General features: G+C 72.9%; 14 protein-coding genes and 1 pseudogene. 3 read left to right on the top strand and 12 right to left on the bottom strand.

What is annotated here, in order from left to right:
- Positions 1-8: 8 nt before the first annotated feature.
- The 9 genes and pseudogenes from murD to mraZ form a co-directional block, all read right to left on the bottom strand.
- A complete protein-coding gene (murD, locus tag DDP54_RS14960) occupies positions 9-1439 on the bottom strand; it encodes a UDP-N-acetylmuramoyl-L-alanine--D-glutamate ligase (protein ID WP_109132800.1) in 1431 nt (476 codons plus the stop codon).
- Positions 1439-2521: a phospho-N-acetylmuramoyl-pentapeptide-transferase gene (gene mraY / locus DDP54_RS14965; protein WP_109132801.1), complete on the bottom strand. Its 1083-nt coding sequence runs from the start codon at positions 2519-2521 to the stop codon at positions 1439-1441. The genes murD and mraY overlap by 1 nt, the downstream gene beginning before the upstream one ends.
- Positions 2518-3996 (bottom strand): UDP-N-acetylmuramoyl-tripeptide--D-alanyl-D-alanine ligase, encoded by a 1479-nt coding sequence (gene murF / locus DDP54_RS14970; RefSeq protein WP_109132802.1) that lies wholly within the window; start codon positions 3994-3996, stop codon positions 2518-2520. Before murF ends, mraY begins: the two co-directional genes overlap by 4 nt.
- A complete protein-coding gene (locus DDP54_RS14975; RefSeq protein WP_242448510.1) occupies positions 3993-5033 on the bottom strand; it encodes a UDP-N-acetylmuramoyl-L-alanyl-D-glutamate--2,6-diaminopimelate ligase in 1041 nt (346 codons plus the stop codon). Before DDP54_RS14975 ends, murF begins: the two co-directional genes overlap by 4 nt.
- Before the next feature lie 90 nt (positions 5034-5123).
- Positions 5124-5578, bottom strand: a pseudogene (locus DDP54_RS18720) (Mur ligase domain-containing protein); the annotation flags it as partial.
- A 79-nt stretch (positions 5579-5657) separates the two neighbouring features.
- Positions 5658-7598: a penicillin-binding protein 2 gene (locus tag DDP54_RS14980; protein WP_109132803.1), complete on the bottom strand. Its 1941-nt coding sequence runs from the start codon at positions 7596-7598 to the stop codon at positions 5658-5660.
- Positions 7595-8008, bottom strand: a complete 414-nt coding sequence (locus DDP54_RS14985; RefSeq protein ID WP_109132804.1) for a hypothetical protein — start codon at positions 8006-8008, stop codon at positions 7595-7597. Before DDP54_RS14985 ends, DDP54_RS14980 begins: the two co-directional genes overlap by 4 nt.
- Entirely contained in the window at positions 8005-9033 is a 1029-nt protein-coding gene (gene rsmH, locus DDP54_RS14990) for a 16S rRNA (cytosine(1402)-N(4))-methyltransferase RsmH (protein WP_109132805.1), read from the bottom strand. The genes DDP54_RS14985 and rsmH overlap by 4 nt, the downstream gene beginning before the upstream one ends.
- Positions 9034-9286: 253 nt before the next feature.
- The gene (gene mraZ, locus DDP54_RS14995; protein WP_109132806.1) at positions 9287-9763 is read right to left on the bottom strand and encodes a division/cell wall cluster transcriptional repressor MraZ; all 477 of its coding nucleotides are present in this window, start codon (positions 9761-9763) and stop codon (positions 9287-9289) included.
- Positions 9764-10215: 452 nt separating this feature from the next.
- Here mraZ and DDP54_RS15000 point away from each other — a divergent pair, with 452 nt between their 5' ends.
- The 3 genes from DDP54_RS15000 to DDP54_RS15010 are packed head-to-tail and all read left to right on the top strand — an operon-like array spanning position 10216 to position 14797.
- The gene (locus DDP54_RS15000) at positions 10216-11220 is read left to right on the top strand and encodes an AAA family ATPase (protein ID WP_109132807.1); all 1005 of its coding nucleotides are present in this window, start codon (positions 10216-10218) and stop codon (positions 11218-11220) included.
- Positions 11220-12506, top strand: coding sequence for a DUF58 domain-containing protein (locus tag DDP54_RS15005; RefSeq protein ID WP_109132808.1), 1287 nt, complete (start codon positions 11220-11222; stop codon positions 12504-12506). Before DDP54_RS15000 ends, DDP54_RS15005 begins: the two co-directional genes overlap by 1 nt.
- Positions 12503-14797: a transglutaminaseTgpA domain-containing protein gene (locus tag DDP54_RS15010; protein ID WP_109132809.1), complete on the top strand. Its 2295-nt coding sequence runs from the start codon at positions 12503-12505 to the stop codon at positions 14795-14797. The genes DDP54_RS15005 and DDP54_RS15010 overlap by 4 nt, the downstream gene beginning before the upstream one ends.
- Here the strand turns inward: DDP54_RS15010 and DDP54_RS15015 are convergent.
- The 3 genes from DDP54_RS15015 to DDP54_RS15025 all read right to left on the bottom strand — a co-directional run bounded on the left by DDP54_RS15015 (position 14745) and on the right by DDP54_RS15025 (position 16911).
- Positions 14745-15140: a DUF3040 domain-containing protein gene (locus tag DDP54_RS15015; RefSeq protein WP_109132810.1), complete on the bottom strand. Its 396-nt coding sequence runs from the start codon at positions 15138-15140 to the stop codon at positions 14745-14747. The two genes, DDP54_RS15010 and DDP54_RS15015, sit on opposite strands and share 53 nt — an antisense overlap.
- An 89-nt stretch (positions 15141-15229) precedes the next feature.
- A complete protein-coding gene (gene dinB / locus DDP54_RS15020; RefSeq protein WP_109132811.1) occupies positions 15230-16462 on the bottom strand; it encodes a DNA polymerase IV in 1233 nt (410 codons plus the stop codon).
- On the bottom strand, positions 16459-16911 hold the full coding sequence (locus tag DDP54_RS15025) for an SAV_6107 family HEPN domain-containing protein (protein ID WP_109132812.1): 453 nt from the start codon (positions 16909-16911) through the stop codon (positions 16459-16461). Before DDP54_RS15025 ends, dinB begins: the two co-directional genes overlap by 4 nt.
- Positions 16912-17020 lie beyond the last annotated feature (109 nt).

A 17020-nucleotide genomic window follows, 5' to 3' on the forward strand; every position in this document is an offset into this window, starting at 1 on the left:
CGTCGTCCTCAGCCCACGCTCGACGCGAGGGCGCGCGCCGCAGCGGCGAAGGAGTCCCCCCGCTCGGCGTACGACGCGAACTGGTCCATGGACGCGCACGCGGGCGCGAGCAGCACCGTCACCGGTCCCGCGGCAGCGGTCGCCAGCCGGCGGGCCTCGTCCACGGCACGGGTCATCACCGTCCCAGTGTCACCGGGATCGATCACGACCACGGGCACCTCGGGCGCGTGTCGGCCGAGCGCGTCGCGCAGCGGCGCCTGGTCGACGCCGATGAGGACGACCGCGCGCAGACGGTCACGGCGGGACGCGACGAGGTCGTCGAACGTCGCACCCTTCGCCAGACCCCCGGCGATCCACACGACGCTGCCCGGGGCGAACGCCGCCAGTGCCGCCGCGGCCGCGTGCCCGTTCGTCGCCTTCGAGTCGTCCACCCAGGTGACGTCGCCCGAGTGCGCCACCGTCTGCAGACGGTGGGCGCCTGGCGCGTACGAACGCAGGCCGTCGCGGATCGCGGCGGGCGCCACGCCGTGCGCGAGGGCCAGTGCGGCCGCAGCGAGCGCGTCGGCACGCACGTGCGGCGGCACCTCGCCGTCCGGACCGCCGAGGTGCGCCAGGTCGGCGCAGGTCGCGAGCTCGACGGCGTGCGTGTGACGCAGCTCGGCGAACCCGCGGTCGACGAGCACGTCCTCGACGAGGCCGACCTGGCCGACGCGCGGCGTCGCGAGCGTGAACCCGATCGCGACGGCACCGTCCTGCACGTCGGCATCCCGCACGAGGCGCTCGGTCACCGGGTCGGCCGCGTTGTAGACGCACGCGACCTCGGCCCGTTCGAAGATGCGCGCCTTGTCCGCGGTGTACCCCTCGAGCGACCCGTGCCAGTCCAGGTGGTCGGGGGCGATGTTGAGGACTGCGGCGGCCTCGGCGGCCATCGAGTGCGTGAAGTGCAGCTGGAAGCTCGACAGCTCGACCGCGAGGACGTCCAGGTCGGGGTCGGTCGCGGCAAGGACGACGGGGGTGCCGACGTTGCCGACGGCGAGCGCGTTCTCGCCACCCGCGCGCAGGATCGACTCGAGCATCCCGACCGTCGTCGTCTTCCCGTTCGTGCCGGTCACCGCGAGCCACGGTGCGGGGCCTCGGCCGCCGTCCCGTTCCACCCGCACCTGCCACGCGAGCTCGACCTCGCTCCACACGGGCACGCCGAGCGCGAGCGCCGCGGACAGCAGGGGGTTGGCCGGGGCCCACCCCGGCGACGCCACGACCAGGTCGACGCCGTCGAGCCCACCCGCGGCGACGAAGGCCGCGGCATCGCGGGCGTCGGCGTCCTCGGCCCTCGCATCGACGGTGACGACGCGGGCGCCACGGCCGGTGAGCACGCCGAGCGCCGCCCGACCGGAGACGCCGAGACCGGCGACGACGACGTGCGCGTGCGCGAGATCCACTACCCGGCCACCCACTCGGTGTAGAAGACCCCGACCCCCATCGTGACGAACAGCCCCGCGATGATCCAGAACCGGATGACGATCGTCACCTCGCCCCACCCGGACAGCTCGAAGTGGTGGTGCAGCGGTGCCATCTTGAAGACGCGCTTGCCGGTCAGCTTGAAGAACCCGATCTGGATCACGTCGGACATCACGATGACGACGAACAGGCCGCCGATGATCGCGGCGAGGACCTCGGTCCGGGACAGGATCGAGATCCCGGCGAGCGCGCCGCCCAGCGCGAGCGACCCAGTGTCTCCCATGAAGATCTTGGCGGGGCTCGCGTTCCACCACAGGAACCCGAAACAGGCGCCCGTGACTGCGGCGGCGACGACGGCGAGCGACAACGGGTCACGGACCTCGTAGCAGCGCGGACCTGCCGTGGCGATGGCCTGGCACGTCTGGTTCGTCTGCCACACGCCGACGATGACGTAGGCGCCGAAGACGATGAGCGAGGCACCCGCCGCGAGCCCGTCGAGCCCGTCGGTGAGGTTGACGGCGTTCGACCACGCCGTGATGAGGAAGTTCGCCCAGAGGACGAAAAGGATGAGGCCCACGGTGGCGCCGGCGAACGCGAGGTTGAGGTTCGTGTCCCGGATGAACGAGACGTAGGTCGACGCGGGGGTGCGGAACGAAGAGTTCGGGAACTGCAGCGCCGCGACGGCGAACGTCACCCCGATGATGCCCTGGCCCAGGATCTTCAGGCGCGGGCTGAGGCCCAGGCTGCGCTGCCGCGAGATCTTGATGAAGTCGTCGAGGAACCCCACGATCCCGAGCCCCGTCATGAGGAACAGCACCAGGGCGGCCGACACGCTCGGCGGCCTGCCCGTCATGAGCAGCGCGCCCAGCCAGCCGATGAGGGTCGCGCCGATGATGACGACGCCGCCCATCGTCGGCGTCCCGCGCTTGGTGAAGTGCGCGGTCGGCCCGTCCTGACGGATGAACTGGCCGTACTGCTTGCGCACCAGGTAGCGGATGAACAGCGGGGTGCCGAGAAGCGCGACCAGCATCGACAGACCGCCGGCGATCAGGACCGCTCTCACGGGGCGACGTCCTCAGCGACGGCAACAGTGCCGCCGGCCAGGAGCCGGTCCCCGAGGCGCCACAGCCCCGCGCCGTACGACGACTTCACGAGCACCACGTCGCCCGCGCGCAGCTCGCCCTCGAGCAGCTCGACGGCCGCCTCGATGTCGTCGACGACGGCAACCTCGTCCCCCCAGGACCCTTCGAGCAGGGCGCCGTCCGCGATCGCCCGGGCACCGCGCCCCACGACGACGGTGAGCGCGACGTTGAGACGCACCACCTGGAGCCCGATGGACTCGTGCGCCGCGCGCGCGTCGGGGCCGAGCTCGAGCATCTCCCCGAGCACCGCCACGGACCGCCGCTCCCGGCCCGCGAGCACGGCGAGCGCGCGCAGCGCCGCCCGCATCGAGTCCGGGTTCGCGTTGTAGGAGTCGTCGATCACGGTCACGCCGTCGGGCCGGTCGACGACATGCATGCGATGCGGGCTGAGCGCGTCCGCGCCCGCGAGCCCGAGTGCGACGGCGTCGGGCGCCAGTCCGACGGCGACCGCTGCGGCCGCTGCCGCCAGCGCGTTGTGGACGTGGTGCTCGCCGACAAGCCGCAGCGCGACGCACTCGTCGTGCGTGCCGCCGTGGGGTGCGGGCGTCTGCAGCGTGAACGACGCGCGACCGGACCGGTCGAGCCGGATGTCGCTCGCGCGCACCTGCGCGCCGACGGACTCGCCGAACGTGAGCACCTCACCCGGCGCGAGGTCGCGCATGGCCATCACGCGCGGGTCGTCGGCGTTGAGCACCGCGACACCGTCCGCCACCAGGCCGACGACGAGCTCGGACTTGGCCCGCGCCACCCCGTCGACACCGCCGAACTCACCGAGGTGCGCGCTGCCGACGACGAGCACGACCGCAACGTCGGGCGGTGCGATCCCGGTCAGGTACGTCAGGTGGCCGTGGCCGCTCGCGCCCATCTCGAGCACGAGGTAGCGCGTGCTCTCGTCGGCGCGCAGCACCGTCAGCGGCAGGCCGATCTCGTTGTTGAAGGACAGCACCGGCGCGACGGTCGGCCCGGCTGTCGAGAACATCTGCAGGAGCAGGTCCTTGGTCGTGGTCTTGCCGACCGACCCGGTCACGGCGATGACCTGCAGGCCGGCACCCCCGGGCTCGCTCGACGCCTCGCGGAGCCGGGCGAGCACCTCGCGCGCCAGGTGGCCGAGCGCGACCTCGACGTCCGGGACGACGACGGTCGGGAGCGGGGTGCCGTCGGGCGCAGCGAGCGGTCGGGCGGCCAGCACGAGGGCCGCCCCGCCCGCCGCGGCCGCGGCGGCGAAGTCATGACCGTCGGAGTGCTCACCGGCGAGCGCGACGAACAGCGCACCGGGCTGGGCGAGCCGGGAGTCGATCACGACCGGTCCGGTCACGAGCGTCGACGGGGCAAGCGTGGACGGGTGGAGGATGCCGCCGGTCGCGGTCGCGACCTCGGCCGCGGTGAGCGCGATCACGCGGGCAGCCCCTGCGACGCCCGTCGCGCGTCCGCCGCCCGCAGCACGTCACGGTCGTTGTACCGGTGGAAGACCCCGGCGATCTCCTGGGTCGGCTCGTGGCCCTTGCCGGTGATGATGATGGTGTCCCGATCCGTCGCGAGGTCGAAGGCGTCATGGATGGCCTGGGTCCGGCTGCTGGCCTCGTGCACGTCGGCCAGCCCTGGGCGCTCGGCGCGCACGCCCGCGAGGATCTCGGCCCGGATGGTCGCGGGCTCCTCCGACCGAGGGTTCTCGTCGGTGACGACGAGCACGTCGGCGAGGCGGGCAGCGATCTGGCCCATGATCGGGCGCTTGCCCTTGTCGCGGTCGCCGTCCGAGCCGAACACGAGAATGAGCCGGCCCGGGGTGATCGGGCGGACGGCCTCGAGGGCCAGCACGAGCGCATCGGGCGTGTGGGCGTAGTCGACGATCCCGAGCGGACGACCGTCCCCACGCTCGACGACCCGCTCCATCCGGCCGGGGATCGCGTGCGCCGTGGCGACGGCGTCGATCGCGACCTGCAGGTCGATCCCGGCGCGGTGCGCGAGGACGATCGCGAGCGCAGCGTTCGAGACGTTGACGAGCCCCGGCAGGGGGCTCATCGCCGGGTGCTCCGTGCCGTCCGGGCCCCGCAGCGTGAACGTCGACCCGACGCCGTCGAGCCCGATGTCGGCGCTCGTCACGGCCCAGTCCGCGGTGGCACCCTCGGGCGACCCGACGTGCGTCGCGACGGACTCGACGGGGATCTGCGCCTCGGCGACCAGCCGTCGTCCCCAGTCGTCGTCGACCACGACGACCCCGCGCCGTGCCTGACCGGGCGCGAACAGGCGGGCCTTGTCGTGGAAGTAGCCCTCCATGTCGCCGTGGAAGTCGAGGTGGTCGCGCTGGAGGTTCGTGAAGCCGACCACATCGAGCTCGAGCCCCCGCACCCGACCGAGCGCGAGGGCATGGGACGAGACCTCCATCGTGCAGGCCGTCGCGCCGCGCTCGTGGGCCAGGGCGAGGATCGACTGCACGACGGGCGCCTCGACGGTCGTGCGGGGCTCTCGATCGCCTCGTCGCCGATCCGCAGCTCGACCGTGCCCATCACGACTGTGCCGGCGTGCGCCGTGCGCAGGGCCGCATCCACGAAGTACGTCGTCGTGGTCTTGCCGTTCGTGCCCGTCACGCCGACCGTGACGAACCCCTCCGCGGGGTCGTCGTTCGCCCAGGCAGCAACGGGGCCGGCGAGCCCGCGCGGATCCGCGGCCACGAGCACCGGGACACCGGCGGCTGTCGGCTCGTCCGCGACGATCTGCGCACCGCGCTCGTCGGTCAGAACGGCGACCGCACCACCCGCGACCGCCTGCGCCGTGTACGTCGCACCGTGCGTGTGCGCGCCGTCCAGCGCGATGAACACGTCTCCGGGCTGCACGTCGCCGCTGGCGACCGACACACCCGTCAGGCCGAGCCCCGGAGCGATGTCGCCACCGCGTGCGTCGAGCGCGAACGTGGCGAGGAGGTCGACGACCCGGTGCTCGGCGGGATGCAGGGGGCGCATCCGACCCTGGGGGGACGTCATGGGGAGAATCTACCCCGGACGGGCGCCGCTCCCGGGCGCTCCGCCTGCCGATCGGCACCCCGACGCGTGGCCGGCGGTCTCACTCCCACGTCGTGGCGAACAGCTGGGCCGTCGTCCCGCTCGGCGCGATCCCGAGCTCCTGGAGCGCATACCCGGCGACGTCGCTGAAGACGGGGGCAGCGACCGCGCCGCCGTAGATCGAGGTCTTCGGGTTCTGCAGGATGACGCTCACCGCGATGTGCGGGTCGTCCGCCGGGACCACCCCGATGAACGACGCCGTGATGCCGTCGGGGTTGAACTTCTGCGCGGTACCCGTCTTGCCCGCGACGCGGTAGCCGGGGATCGCCGCGCTGCTGCCCGTGCCACCGTCGACGACGCTCTCGAGCATCGTCATGACCGTGTCGGCCGTCGTCGGGGAGATCACCTGCGTCGAGGCCGCCGCGGTCGAGGGCGTGAACGTGCCGTCGGGCGCCGTCCAGCCCTTGATCAGGTGCGGCTGCACCCGCACCCCGTGGTTCGCGATCGTCGCGAAGACCTCGGTCGCCTGCAGCGCCGTCACGGAGACGGACTGGCCGAACAGGACCGCGTACTTGCTGCGCCCGTCCCACTCGTCACTGGGGTGCAGGATGCCGGGCGACTCGTCGGGCAGCTCGATGCCCGTGCGGGTCCCGAACCCGAACTTCTCGAGGTAGTCGTAGCGCACCTGCTGGGGGATGTTCTGGCCCAGCATGACCGTGCCGGCGTTCGACGACTCCGACAGGATGCCGGTCATCGTGAGCTTCAGCGTCGCGTGCTCGTGCGAGTCGTGGAAGGTCTGGTTGTTCGCCGTCGTGTACGAGTAGGGCACCTCGAACGGCGTCAGGGGGTTCGCGACGCCGGTCTCGAGCGCCGCGGCCATCGTGATGACCTTGGCGGTCGACCCCGGCTCGAACACGTCCGAGATCGCGCTCGACCCGCTCAGCTTGCCGTCCTTGGGGTCGTTCGGGTCGACCGTGCCCGAGTCCGCGAGCGCAAGGATCTCGCCCGTACGGGTGTCGATCGCGACGATGACGCCCGAGTCGGACCCGGTCGCCGCCACCTGGCTGTCGATGGCCTCCTCGGCCTTCCACTGCAGGTCGCCAAGGATCGTCAGCTGCACGCTCGAGCCCGGGACCGAGTCGGTCTGCTCCTGGTAGCCGCCGGGGATCTCCTGACCGCCGCGACCGTGCTCGTAGACCACGGTCCCCGGTGTGCCCTGGAGCTTCGCGTCGAGCAGCGCCTCGAGGCCCGTGGCTCCGACACCTTGGGAGTTGACCCAGCCGAGCAGGTTGCCGGCGAGCGTCTTGTTCGGGTAGATGCGCTCGGAGGTCCGTTCGGCGAGGATCCCGTCGATCCCGAGCTCGCGGATCGCACGCCACTGCTCGGGCAGCACGCCCTTGGCGACGACCTTGTACCGGCTCTCGCCCGCGAGCTTGGCGCCGAGCTCTGCGGCGTTGAGCCCGAGGATCGGCGAGAGCAGCCCGGCCGCACCCGACGGTCCGGACACGAGCGGGTCGCTCCCCCGGACCTTCCAGGCCGCCAGGACCTTCTGGTCGACCGTCAGCGTGTACCGCTCGACGGACGTGGCGAGCTGGACGCCGTTGGCGTCGGTGATCTCACCCCGGGCCGCCAGGAGCGAGGCGGTGCTGAGCCGCTTGGCGAGAGCCTCCTGCGCCACCGCCTCGCCACGGAACCCCTGGATGTACACGAGCCTGACGGCGAACACGGCGAGCAGGACCAGCACGGCGACCGTCAGCAGCGCCTGGCGCCGCCGCGGGTCTCCGGTCGCGGGGAGCCGGGTCGGCCCGGGACCCCGCGGCCCTGCGGGCAGACGGCCGCCGGGACGCGTCGCGACCGGCCGCGGACCGGGCGCCTGGCGCGACCGCGGAGCCTGCTGCGCCCGCAAGGCGTCACGCCCGGGACCGGGGGTCGTCCGAGCTGCGCGCACGGGAGCGCGGCGGGAAGTGCCCGCCTGCCCGTTCTCCGGCCCGCGCAGGGTCATCCGGCCGCCCCCACCGCCGGACCGCCCTGAACCGTTCCGTCGGCGAGCCTGAGCCACCCGGTGCTGCGGGCCTGGACCATCCCGAGGGCGCGCGCCGACGCCGCCAGCTCGGCGGGCGAGGAGCGCCGATCGAGCGCGGCGGACAGGTCCTGCTGCGTCGAGGCGAGCCGGGCCAGCTCGAGGTCGAGGTCGTGCTTCTCGTAGGCCCCGCGGGCCATCGTCGTGTTGAGCAGCAGCGCGGTCAGGAGAGCCCCCGCGAGGATCGCCATGCACGCGACGACGAACGGCACCCGCGTGCGCGCCTGTGCCGGTGCACGCACGAGCCGCAGGCGCGGCGCCGGCTGCGGGGCGACGGCCGGGCGTGCTGGACGCGGGACTGCACCGACCCTCGCCGCTGCCTGTGCGCTCATGCTGTTCTCCTCGGTGCGCCGCTGCTGCGGAGGTGGTCCGGTGTGGGTCTGAGTCGTTCTGCGGCACGCAGCCGCACGGAGGCCGATCGCGGGTTGCGCGCGAGCTCGGCCTCGTCCGCCTCCTCGGCGCCCCGGGTCAGCAGGCGCAGGTACGGGCGGTGGGTCTCGGGCTCGATCGGGAGGCCGGGCGGTGCGCTCGACGTCGCACCGGCCGCGAGCGCGCGCTTGACGAGCCGGTCCTCGAGGGACTGGTACGCCTCGACCACGATGCGGCCACCGACCGCGAGGGCCTCGATCGACGCGGGCAGGGCGCGCTCGAGGGCCTCGAGCTCGCCGTTGACCTCGATCCGCAGCGCCTGGAACGTGCGCTTGGCCGGGTTGCCGCCGGTCTTGCGGGTCGCGGCCGGGATGCTGGCGCGCAGGATGTCGACGAGCTCGCCCGTGCGGGCCAGCGGTGCCTTCGCACGCTCGGCGACGACGCGCCGGGCGATCCTGCCGGCGAACCGCTCCTCGCCGTACTCACGCAGCACGCGGGCGATGTCCCGCTCGTCGTACGTGTTCAGGACGTCCGCGGCGGTCAGCCCGGTCGTCGCGTCCATGCGCATGTCGAGCGGAGCGTCCTGCGAGTAGGAGAAGCCGCGCTGCGTCTCGTCGAGCTGCAGCGAGGACACACCGAGGTCCATCAGCACGCCCTGGACCTCGCTGATGCCGAGGCGCGCGAGGACGTCGCCGATCTGGTCGTAGACCGAGTGCACGCCCGTGAACCGCGCGCCGAAGGGTGCGAGCCGACGGCCGGCGAGCTCGAGCGCCTGGGGGTCGCGGTCCAGGCCGACGACCCGGACGTGCGGGAACGCCTGCAGGACGGCCTCGGTGTGCCCACCCATCCCGAGGGTCGAGTCGACCAGCACGGCACCGTCGCCCGCGAGCGCGGGCTCGAGGAGCTCGACGCAGCGCGCGAGCATGACGGGCATGTGGCGGGAGGCGGCGTCGAGCTCGCTGTCTGACGCGTCGTCGAACCCGTTCATCGCCCCTCCTCTCGCCGCGTGCCGTTCGCTCGCTCGTTCTTCGTCCGCCCGGTGCTTGCGGCGGTCCTGGTGTGGTCGGACGGCCCCTCCGCCGTCCGACCAGATCCCCCACCGACGTTCTGACACCGGGGAAGTGAGTCAGAACGGACGGGAGGAGATCTCGCCGGGCGGTCATGCGGCCTAGTTCGTGCGGGTCGTGCGGGTCGTGCGGGTCGTGCTGGTCCTTCGGGTCGTGCTGGCGTGCGTCGGCGGCTCAGAAGGGACCGTTGGGGAAGACCTCCTCCGCAGTCGCGGCATACCCGTCCTCCTGCTCGGCCAGGTACGTCTCCCACGCGGTGAGGTCCCAGATCTCGACGCGCGTCCCGGCGCCGATCACGGCGACGTCGCGGTCGAGACCGGCGTACGTGCGCAGCATCGGCGGGATCGAGATGCGCCCCTGCTTGTCGGGCAGCTCGTCGCTCGCGCCCGAGAGGAAGACGCGCAGATAGTCGCGGGCCTGCTTGCTCGTGACGGGCGCCTGCCGGATCTGGTCGTGCATGCGGCGGAACTCGTCCATCGGCATCAGGAACAGGCAGCGCTCCTGGCCCTTCGTCATGACGAGGCCCGGAGCGAGCTGCCCGCGGAACTTCGCGGGCAGGATCAGCCGGCCCTTGTCGTCGAGCCGCGGCGTATAGGTACCGAGGAACGGCACCGTCGAGCCGTACCCGACGAGGGTCGACTCCACGCTCATGCCGCCCCCCGTTCGTGGTGCCAGATCGTGCTGCCAGTGCCCGTGCCGGGTGCCCTCACCCAGTTCTCACCAAGTGCCTCCACGGTACTCCACTTTCCTCCACCCACAAGGGGAGAGACGCGTGTTTCACCGGCCGCCTGGGGCATATCCCCAGGTCAGCGCGGTGGAGTGAGGTGGAGGGCGTTGCGTGGGGAATGAGCCTCGCGCGTGTCGCCGCCGCGATCAATCGCCCCGCCGATCCGATTTGCGGTGCTTTCTCGACCGGCATTCGGGACGATCCGGACATGCGCTGGGCGCGCTGTCGACAGGACGGACCGCAGGCCCGGGGCACGGGGAGCGAAGTGGAGGGCGCGCACGGGCCTCGCGCGCAGCGCCCGGAAGCGCTCGCTGAACACCGCCCGGAGCCGTGCCTCGCCACGTAGGCTCGTGCCAGTCCGCCGAAGGAGACGCCCATGCTTCAGGCCGTGCCCACGTCCACCGAGCTCGAGGAGCTCGTCGGGACCAGCGAGCGGGTCCGTGCGTCGATCGAGCGGGTCGTCACCGGACGCAGCGAGCTCGTGCGCGTCACTGTCGGAGTCCTGCTCGCCGAGGGTCACCTGCTGCTCGAGGACGTTCCCGGCGTCGGCAAGACCACCCTGGCCAAGGCACTGGCGCGCAGCATCGACTGCACCGTGGGTCGCATCCAGTTCACGCCGGACCTGCTCCCGAGCGACCTGACCGGCGTCAACATCTTCCGGAGCCAGACGCACGAGTTCGAGTTCCGACCGGGTCCGCTCTTCGCGCACATCGTCATCGGCGACGAGATCAACCGTGCGTCGCCCAAGACCCAGTCGGCGCTGCTCGAGTGCATGCAGGAGGGACAGGCCACGGTGGACGGCCACACCTACCCGCTGCCCCACCCGTTCCTCGTGATCGCGACACAGAACCCTGTCGAGATGGAGGGGACGTACCCGCTGCCCGAGGCGCAGCGCGACCGGTTCATGGCGCGGCTCGCAGTCGGCTACCCGAGCGTCGAGTCCGAGCTCGACATGCTCGACCTCCAGGAGACGTCCGACCCGCTGGCGTCCCTGCAGCCCGTCACCGACGCGGCCCAGATCGCACGCCTCATCACGACCGCCAGGTCGCTGTATGCCGCCCCCGCCGTCAAGCGCTACATCGTCGACCTCGTGACCGCGACCCGGCAGGACCACGGCCTGCGCCTCGGTGCGTCCCCCCGCGCGGCGATCCAGCTCCTGCGCGCCGCCAAAGCCATCGCGGCGATGGCCGGACGCGACCACGTGCTGCCCGACGACGTCCAGCAGCTGGCCGAGCCCGTGCTCGCCCACCGCGTGCTCGCGAGCACCGAGGCTCGCCTGTCCGGGCGGACGACCACCGAGACCGTCCGGGAGATCGTCGCCCGCGTCCCCCTGCCGACGTCGGGGAGCGCGATCCCCCGCGAGCGGCGGGCGACCGGCTGATGCGACTGCGTCCGACCGTCCGGGGGGTCGGCCTGGCGATCGGCGGAGTCGTCGCCGTGCTCGCCGGGGTCGCGGTCGGCGCCGTCGACCTCGTCCGTATCGGCACCCTCCCCCTCCTCCTCGTGATCGGCGCGCTCGTGGGGATCGGGCTGCTCGACCCGGGCCGTGGCCGCCACCGCCTCGCGGTCGAGCGAGGGGCGTCGCCGAACCCCGTGCATGCCGGGTCGACCTCGGTCGTCGGGGTCGTCATCACGGCCACCGATGCCGCAGGGCGGGCGCGCCTCGCGGGGCTCCGGTTCCGCGAGCAGGCGTCGGCGGAGCTGTCGGGCGGGCGACCCCTGCGCGCCCACGTGGCCCGCACCCCTGGCCGCGTCACCATCACCTACCCCGTCCTCGCCGCGCGACGCGGCCGATGGACGCTGGGCCCGCTCGTGGTCACGCGCATCGACCCCTTCGGCGTCGCCAAGGCCACGACGAGCCTCGGCGAGGGAGCCCACATCTCGGTCTGGCCGACCGTCACCGAGCTGCAGGTCCCGCCGGGGGTCCTCGTCGGCGACCCCGATCGGGTCGCGCTCGGCGCGCGGACCCCGTCCACGGACGACGCCTCGCTCCGCGACTACCGGTTCGGTGACGACCTCCGGCGCGTCCACTGGGCCACCAGCGCGCGCCGCGGCGAGCTCATGGTCCGGTCGGACGAGCGGGCCGGCATGCGGCCCGTCAGTGTCCTGCTCGACCTGCCGACGCGATCTGCCTCGCTCGAGTGGAGCATCTCGCTCGCCGCCTCGATGACGCTCGCCATGCTCGACGCCGGCCATCCCGTCCGGCTCCTGTGCGGTCCGGCCCCCGCCGCCGTCGCTGCGCGCCACGACGGCGCTCTCACCGAGCGCCCGATGTCGATGCGGCACGCGCACAACCGTCCGGGCGACATGGCACGCGCAGACATCCTGGACCGCACGATCGATCTCACCATCGCCGAGTCGCCGGCCGCGGCCGAAGAGCGGCTCCTGGTCGACGCCCGGTTGCTTCTCGCCACGGACGACGTCGGCGAGATCGTGCTCGCCGTGGTCGGCCCGCTCACCGCCCGCGCCCGCACCGCCCTCGCGCGAGTCGCCGACAACGCCCAGGGGTGGGCCGTGGTTCGCTCGGGCGAGGGGTCGCACGCGCAGCGGGGGGATGCGGCGAGCACCGTCGAGGCCTTGCACCGCGCCGGGTGGCGGGCCGTGACGGCTGAGCCCGGAGAGGACATCGCGCGGAGCTGGATGCGTCTGCTGGAGAGCGCCCTGTGATAGCCGGGCGCGGGTCTGCCGGGTTCCCGCGCGGCGGACGATCGATCCTGGGGTCCGTCCTCGTCGCCGCCGCAGCCTGCGCGAGCCTGCTCGCACTGTCCGGGCTGCTCTCCCCCGGTCGATGGCTGCGCGCGGGTGTGCTCGCGGTGGTCGTCCTCGCCGTCGTGACTGCCGCGGTCCGCTCGGTCGCCCGGTCCCGGTGGACCCCGACCATCGTCGGGGCGATCACCGCCGCGCTCGGCCTCCTCGTCGTGTACGGCGCACCTCCGGGGCGCGTGCAGGTGCTTCCGGACGCCGCGTCGTTCGAGCGGCTCCTCGCCTCCGTGCGCGCGGCGGCCGAGCTCATCAACGCGTCGGTCGTCCCCATGAACGCCGCACGGCCGGTCGAGATGCTCGTGGTCGCGGGCGGCATGCTCGTCTTCCTGTTCGCCGACGCGCTCGCTCTCGGCCTCGACGCGCCCGCCTGGTCCGGCTTCGTGCTGGTCACGATGTGGCTCCCCGCCATCGGCCTCGCCTACCCCGCACCAGCGGGCGCGCTCGGATGGACCGCGTTCGCCTACCTCCTGCTGCTCGCGCTCCACGCCGCACCCCACGGTGACCACGCCGTCGGTGCCCGGCGCACCACGTCGACGGTGGCGGTCGCAGCAGCGCTCGTGGTGGCCACGCTCGCCGCCGGACCCGTCGTCGCGGCCGCTCCCGGATGGGCCTCGCTGACGCTCCCGAGCTTCGGGAGCGGGCCGATCGGTCCGCTCCGGCTCAGCGACGACCTGGACCTGCGACAGAGCCTCGGTCGCCGGTCGGGCCAGGTCGTGCTCCACTACACGGTCGCTCCGGTCGGTGCAGCCGACCCGGCCTCGCCGACCGATGGCGGCTCGGCCGCTCCCGGTGCGCCCGAGGCGGCCAACGCGCGCGTGGTCGGCCCGCTGCGTGCCTTCACGCTCCGCGACTTCGACGGCCGGAGCTGGCAGCGGACCGACGCCACCGACCTGCAGGACTGGGCGCCCGGCACGTTGCTGGCCTCCGACACGTCGGTGCAGGGCACGCTCCTCGACCCGCAGGCCGGAACCCTCGCCCGCGTCGACGTGACGATCGACGGCCTGCGTGAGCTCCGGCTGCCGGTGAGCACCTTCCCCCGCACCCTCGAGATCGCCGGCCCGTGGCGGTACGACGCCGAGCGCGACGAGGTCGTGGGCGACCGGGCGACGGGCAGCGGCACCACCTACGCCATGACCGTCGAGATCCCGACCCTCACCGCCGACGACCTCAAGGCCGCCAGCAGCCGGCTGCCTGCGGGGCTCGAGCCGTACCTCGCGGTGCCACAGACCGCTCACACCGAGGACATCCGGGCGCTCGCGGTGCAGCTCACGGCCGATGCCAGCGGCGCGTACGACCAGGCGCTCGCCCTGCAGACGTACTTCCGCGACATGAGCAGGTTCGTGTACGACACCCGGGTCGCGCCGGCCCGGACGGACGACGCCGTCTGGGACTTCCTGACGAACCGGCACGGCTACTGCGTCCAGTTCGCGACCTCGATGACCATCATGGCGCGCTCGCTCGGCATCCCCGCCCGACTGGGGGTCGGGTTCCTGCCCGGTGTCGCCGACGACAACGGCGTCTACACGGTCACCGGCCGGCTGTCGCACACGTGGCCCGAGCTCTACTTCCCTTCGGCCGGCTGGGTCAGGTTCGAGCCCACCCCCGCCGTGCAGTCGGGCTCGCCGCCTCGATGGAGCGACCCGTTCGTCTTCAGCACCGCGGCACCGAATGCGGGCGAGATACCGGACAACCTCGGGGGGAACGCCACAGGGGGTGCCACGGCGGGGGCGACTTCGCCCGGCGGCGCCGTCACGGCCGACGAGTCGACCAGCCGGTTGCCGGTCGTCGCGGGAGCCGGGTTGCTGCTCCTGCTCGCCGTCGGTGGCCTGGTGGTCGCACGACGACGCTCGACCCGTCACGCCGCGGTGGACCCTGAGGTGGCCTGGAGCCGGCTCCGAGAGCGCCTCGCGGCTGCCGGGATCGAGTGGTCCGACGCTCGGACTCCTCGGCAGTGCGTCGACATCGTCCGCGCCCGGGTCGTCGCGCTCCGCGCAGTGCCCCTGGGCGAGCCCGCGGATGCAGCGCTCGTCCAGCTCGCCGATGCTCTCGAGCAGCTTCGCTACGCGCCGGCTCCGCCGACGCGCACGCCCGAGGAGCTCGAGGTGTGGATCGCGACGGTCCTGACCGACGTGACGTCGCCGCTCAGCGATCCGAGTCGCGACGCTTCTGCCAGCGCTCTTCGAGGCGGTTCATGAAGCCTGCCGACCGGGACTTCTTGGCCTGAGGCTTCGGTGACCGGGTCACGCGCCCGTCGGGGCGGACCACGCCGGCCGGCCCGGTGGCGCGCGGACGTGCGACCGCGTAGGTGACCGCGGCGAACATCACGATGAAGCCCAGCACGCCCAACCATGCGCGTGATGCGACCACACCGAAGATCAGCAGGAGCAGACCCACCGCCACGCCGGCGGCACCCAGGACGTAGCGACTGACGGATCGACGCCCGCGGGACGTGAGCGTGTTCGCGAGCCTGGGGTCGTCAGATGTGAGCTGTCGCTCCATCTGCTCCAGTACGCGCTGCTCGTACTCGGACAGAGGCACTGCTACCCCCGTACTTCCCTGTCGGGCTTCCCTGTCGGGATCCATTGGGGTCAGGATAGATCGCGCCGGGCGAAGTCGGTAGTCGGACGTCAACCGACTCGCGGAGCCGTCGCCGCTGCACCGATCGCCCCCGCACCGAACCGCTCCCGGACGCGGTCCATGGCGCGCTCGGCGTCGCGCTGCGAACCCTCACCGTCCCCGGACACCTCGTCCAGGGTCGGCTGGCGGATCGTCGACGAGGCGGCGCTGAGACCTTCGGCGCGCACACCGACGAGGCGGACCGGCAGGCCGCCGAGATCGACTCCTGCGAGCAGCTCCCGTGCGGCGAGATACACCTCGCGACCGACGTCGGTAGGGGTCACGAGGGTCCGGGAACGCGTCAGCGTCCGAAAGTCCGAGGTCCGGACCTTCACGGCGATCGTCCGAGCGACAAGGCCCTGCGCACGAAGCCGCCCGGCACACCGGTCGGCGAGCTCGAGCGCCTTGGCCTGGACGACCACCGGGTCGGCGACATCCACCGGGAACGTCACCTCGGCGCCGATGCTCTTCTCGTCGCGACCCGGCTCGACCGGGCGCGGGTCCCGGCCCCAGGACAGGTCGTAGAGGTGCGCGCCGGAGGTCCGTCCCACTGCTCGCTGGATCGTCCCGACGTCACTGTCGGCGAGCTCCGCGACGGTGCGGATGCCCCACCGCGCGAGCGCAGCCTCGGTGCGCTCCCCCACGCCCCACAGCGCACCGACCGGCAGCGTGCGCAGGAACGGAACCGTCGCGTCCTTGGGCACGAGGAGGACGCCGTCAGGCTTGGCGTGGCCCGACGCAAGCTTCGCGACGAACTTCGTCGACGCGATCCCGACCGAGCAGGTGATCCCGTGCTCGGTCAGCACCCGGGCGCGGATCAGCTCCGCGATCCTCGTCGGTGGTCCGAGCCGCCGCCGTGCTCCCGACACGTCCAGGAAGGCCTCGTCGACGCTCACCTGCTCGACGAGCGTCGTGATGTCGCGCAGGACCTGCATGACACCGCTCGACACCGCGCGATAGGTCGCGATGTCCGGTGGGACGACGACGGCGTGCGGGCACAGTCGCCGTGCCGCGGCCATCGGCATCGCGGAGTGCACCCCGAACGCCCGCGCCTCGTAGGTCGCGGCCAGCACGACGGCGCGCTCAGAGCCGCCCACGATGACGGGAAGCCCTCGGAGCTGAGGTCTCCGGGCGATCTCCACGGAGGCGAAGAACGCATCCATGTCGACGTGGAGGATCGAGCAGCCGTCCTCGTCGGCCCCCCAGTCGCGTCGAGCGGTGCCAGACCGCGGGCTCCGGCTCACGACGCACGCAGGCCGAGTCCTCGCGGCGCGGCACCCCGCACCGGCGCCGTCGGCGAGGCGTCGGCCGTGAGCAGCGCCCGGAGCTCGTCGATGAAGTCCTCGGCGGCGCACAACGCCTGCTCGGCTCGCGCCTCCGACACCGCGTCGAACCGACCTGCCTCGATGGCCGACCGCAGGCTCGCTCCGCCGGCGAAGTAGTCGATCCAGTCCGCAAGCTCGGGAGCGACGACGCGGAGCATGTCCCAGACCGTCCGGGGGGGACGCCTGCCGCCGGGCCGCCCACGCACGGCGAGCAGCGCCGCCCCGCCCCGCAGGGCTGCGAGGTGGGCGTGAGAGAACCGTTCCCATGCCTCCGAGGAGAACTGCGCCGCGACGAGCTCGGCATCCGCGCGCTGCAGGAGCTCGTGCGAGCGGGTCGGCAGAAGGTCGGTACCTGCGGCTGTCGCCATGAGCTTTCCCGTCCCCTCTCCTCGTCGTCCGGCTCTCAGTATCGAACACCTGTTCGACTCCCGTCAACCTCCGCCCCGGCCGGCACCGCCTGCGGGCCTCTGCCCGCGA

The sequence above is a fragment of the Cellulomonas sp. WB94 genome, assembly GCF_003115775.1.
Lineage (GTDB): Bacteria > Actinomycetota > Actinomycetes > Actinomycetales > Cellulomonadaceae > Cellulomonas_A.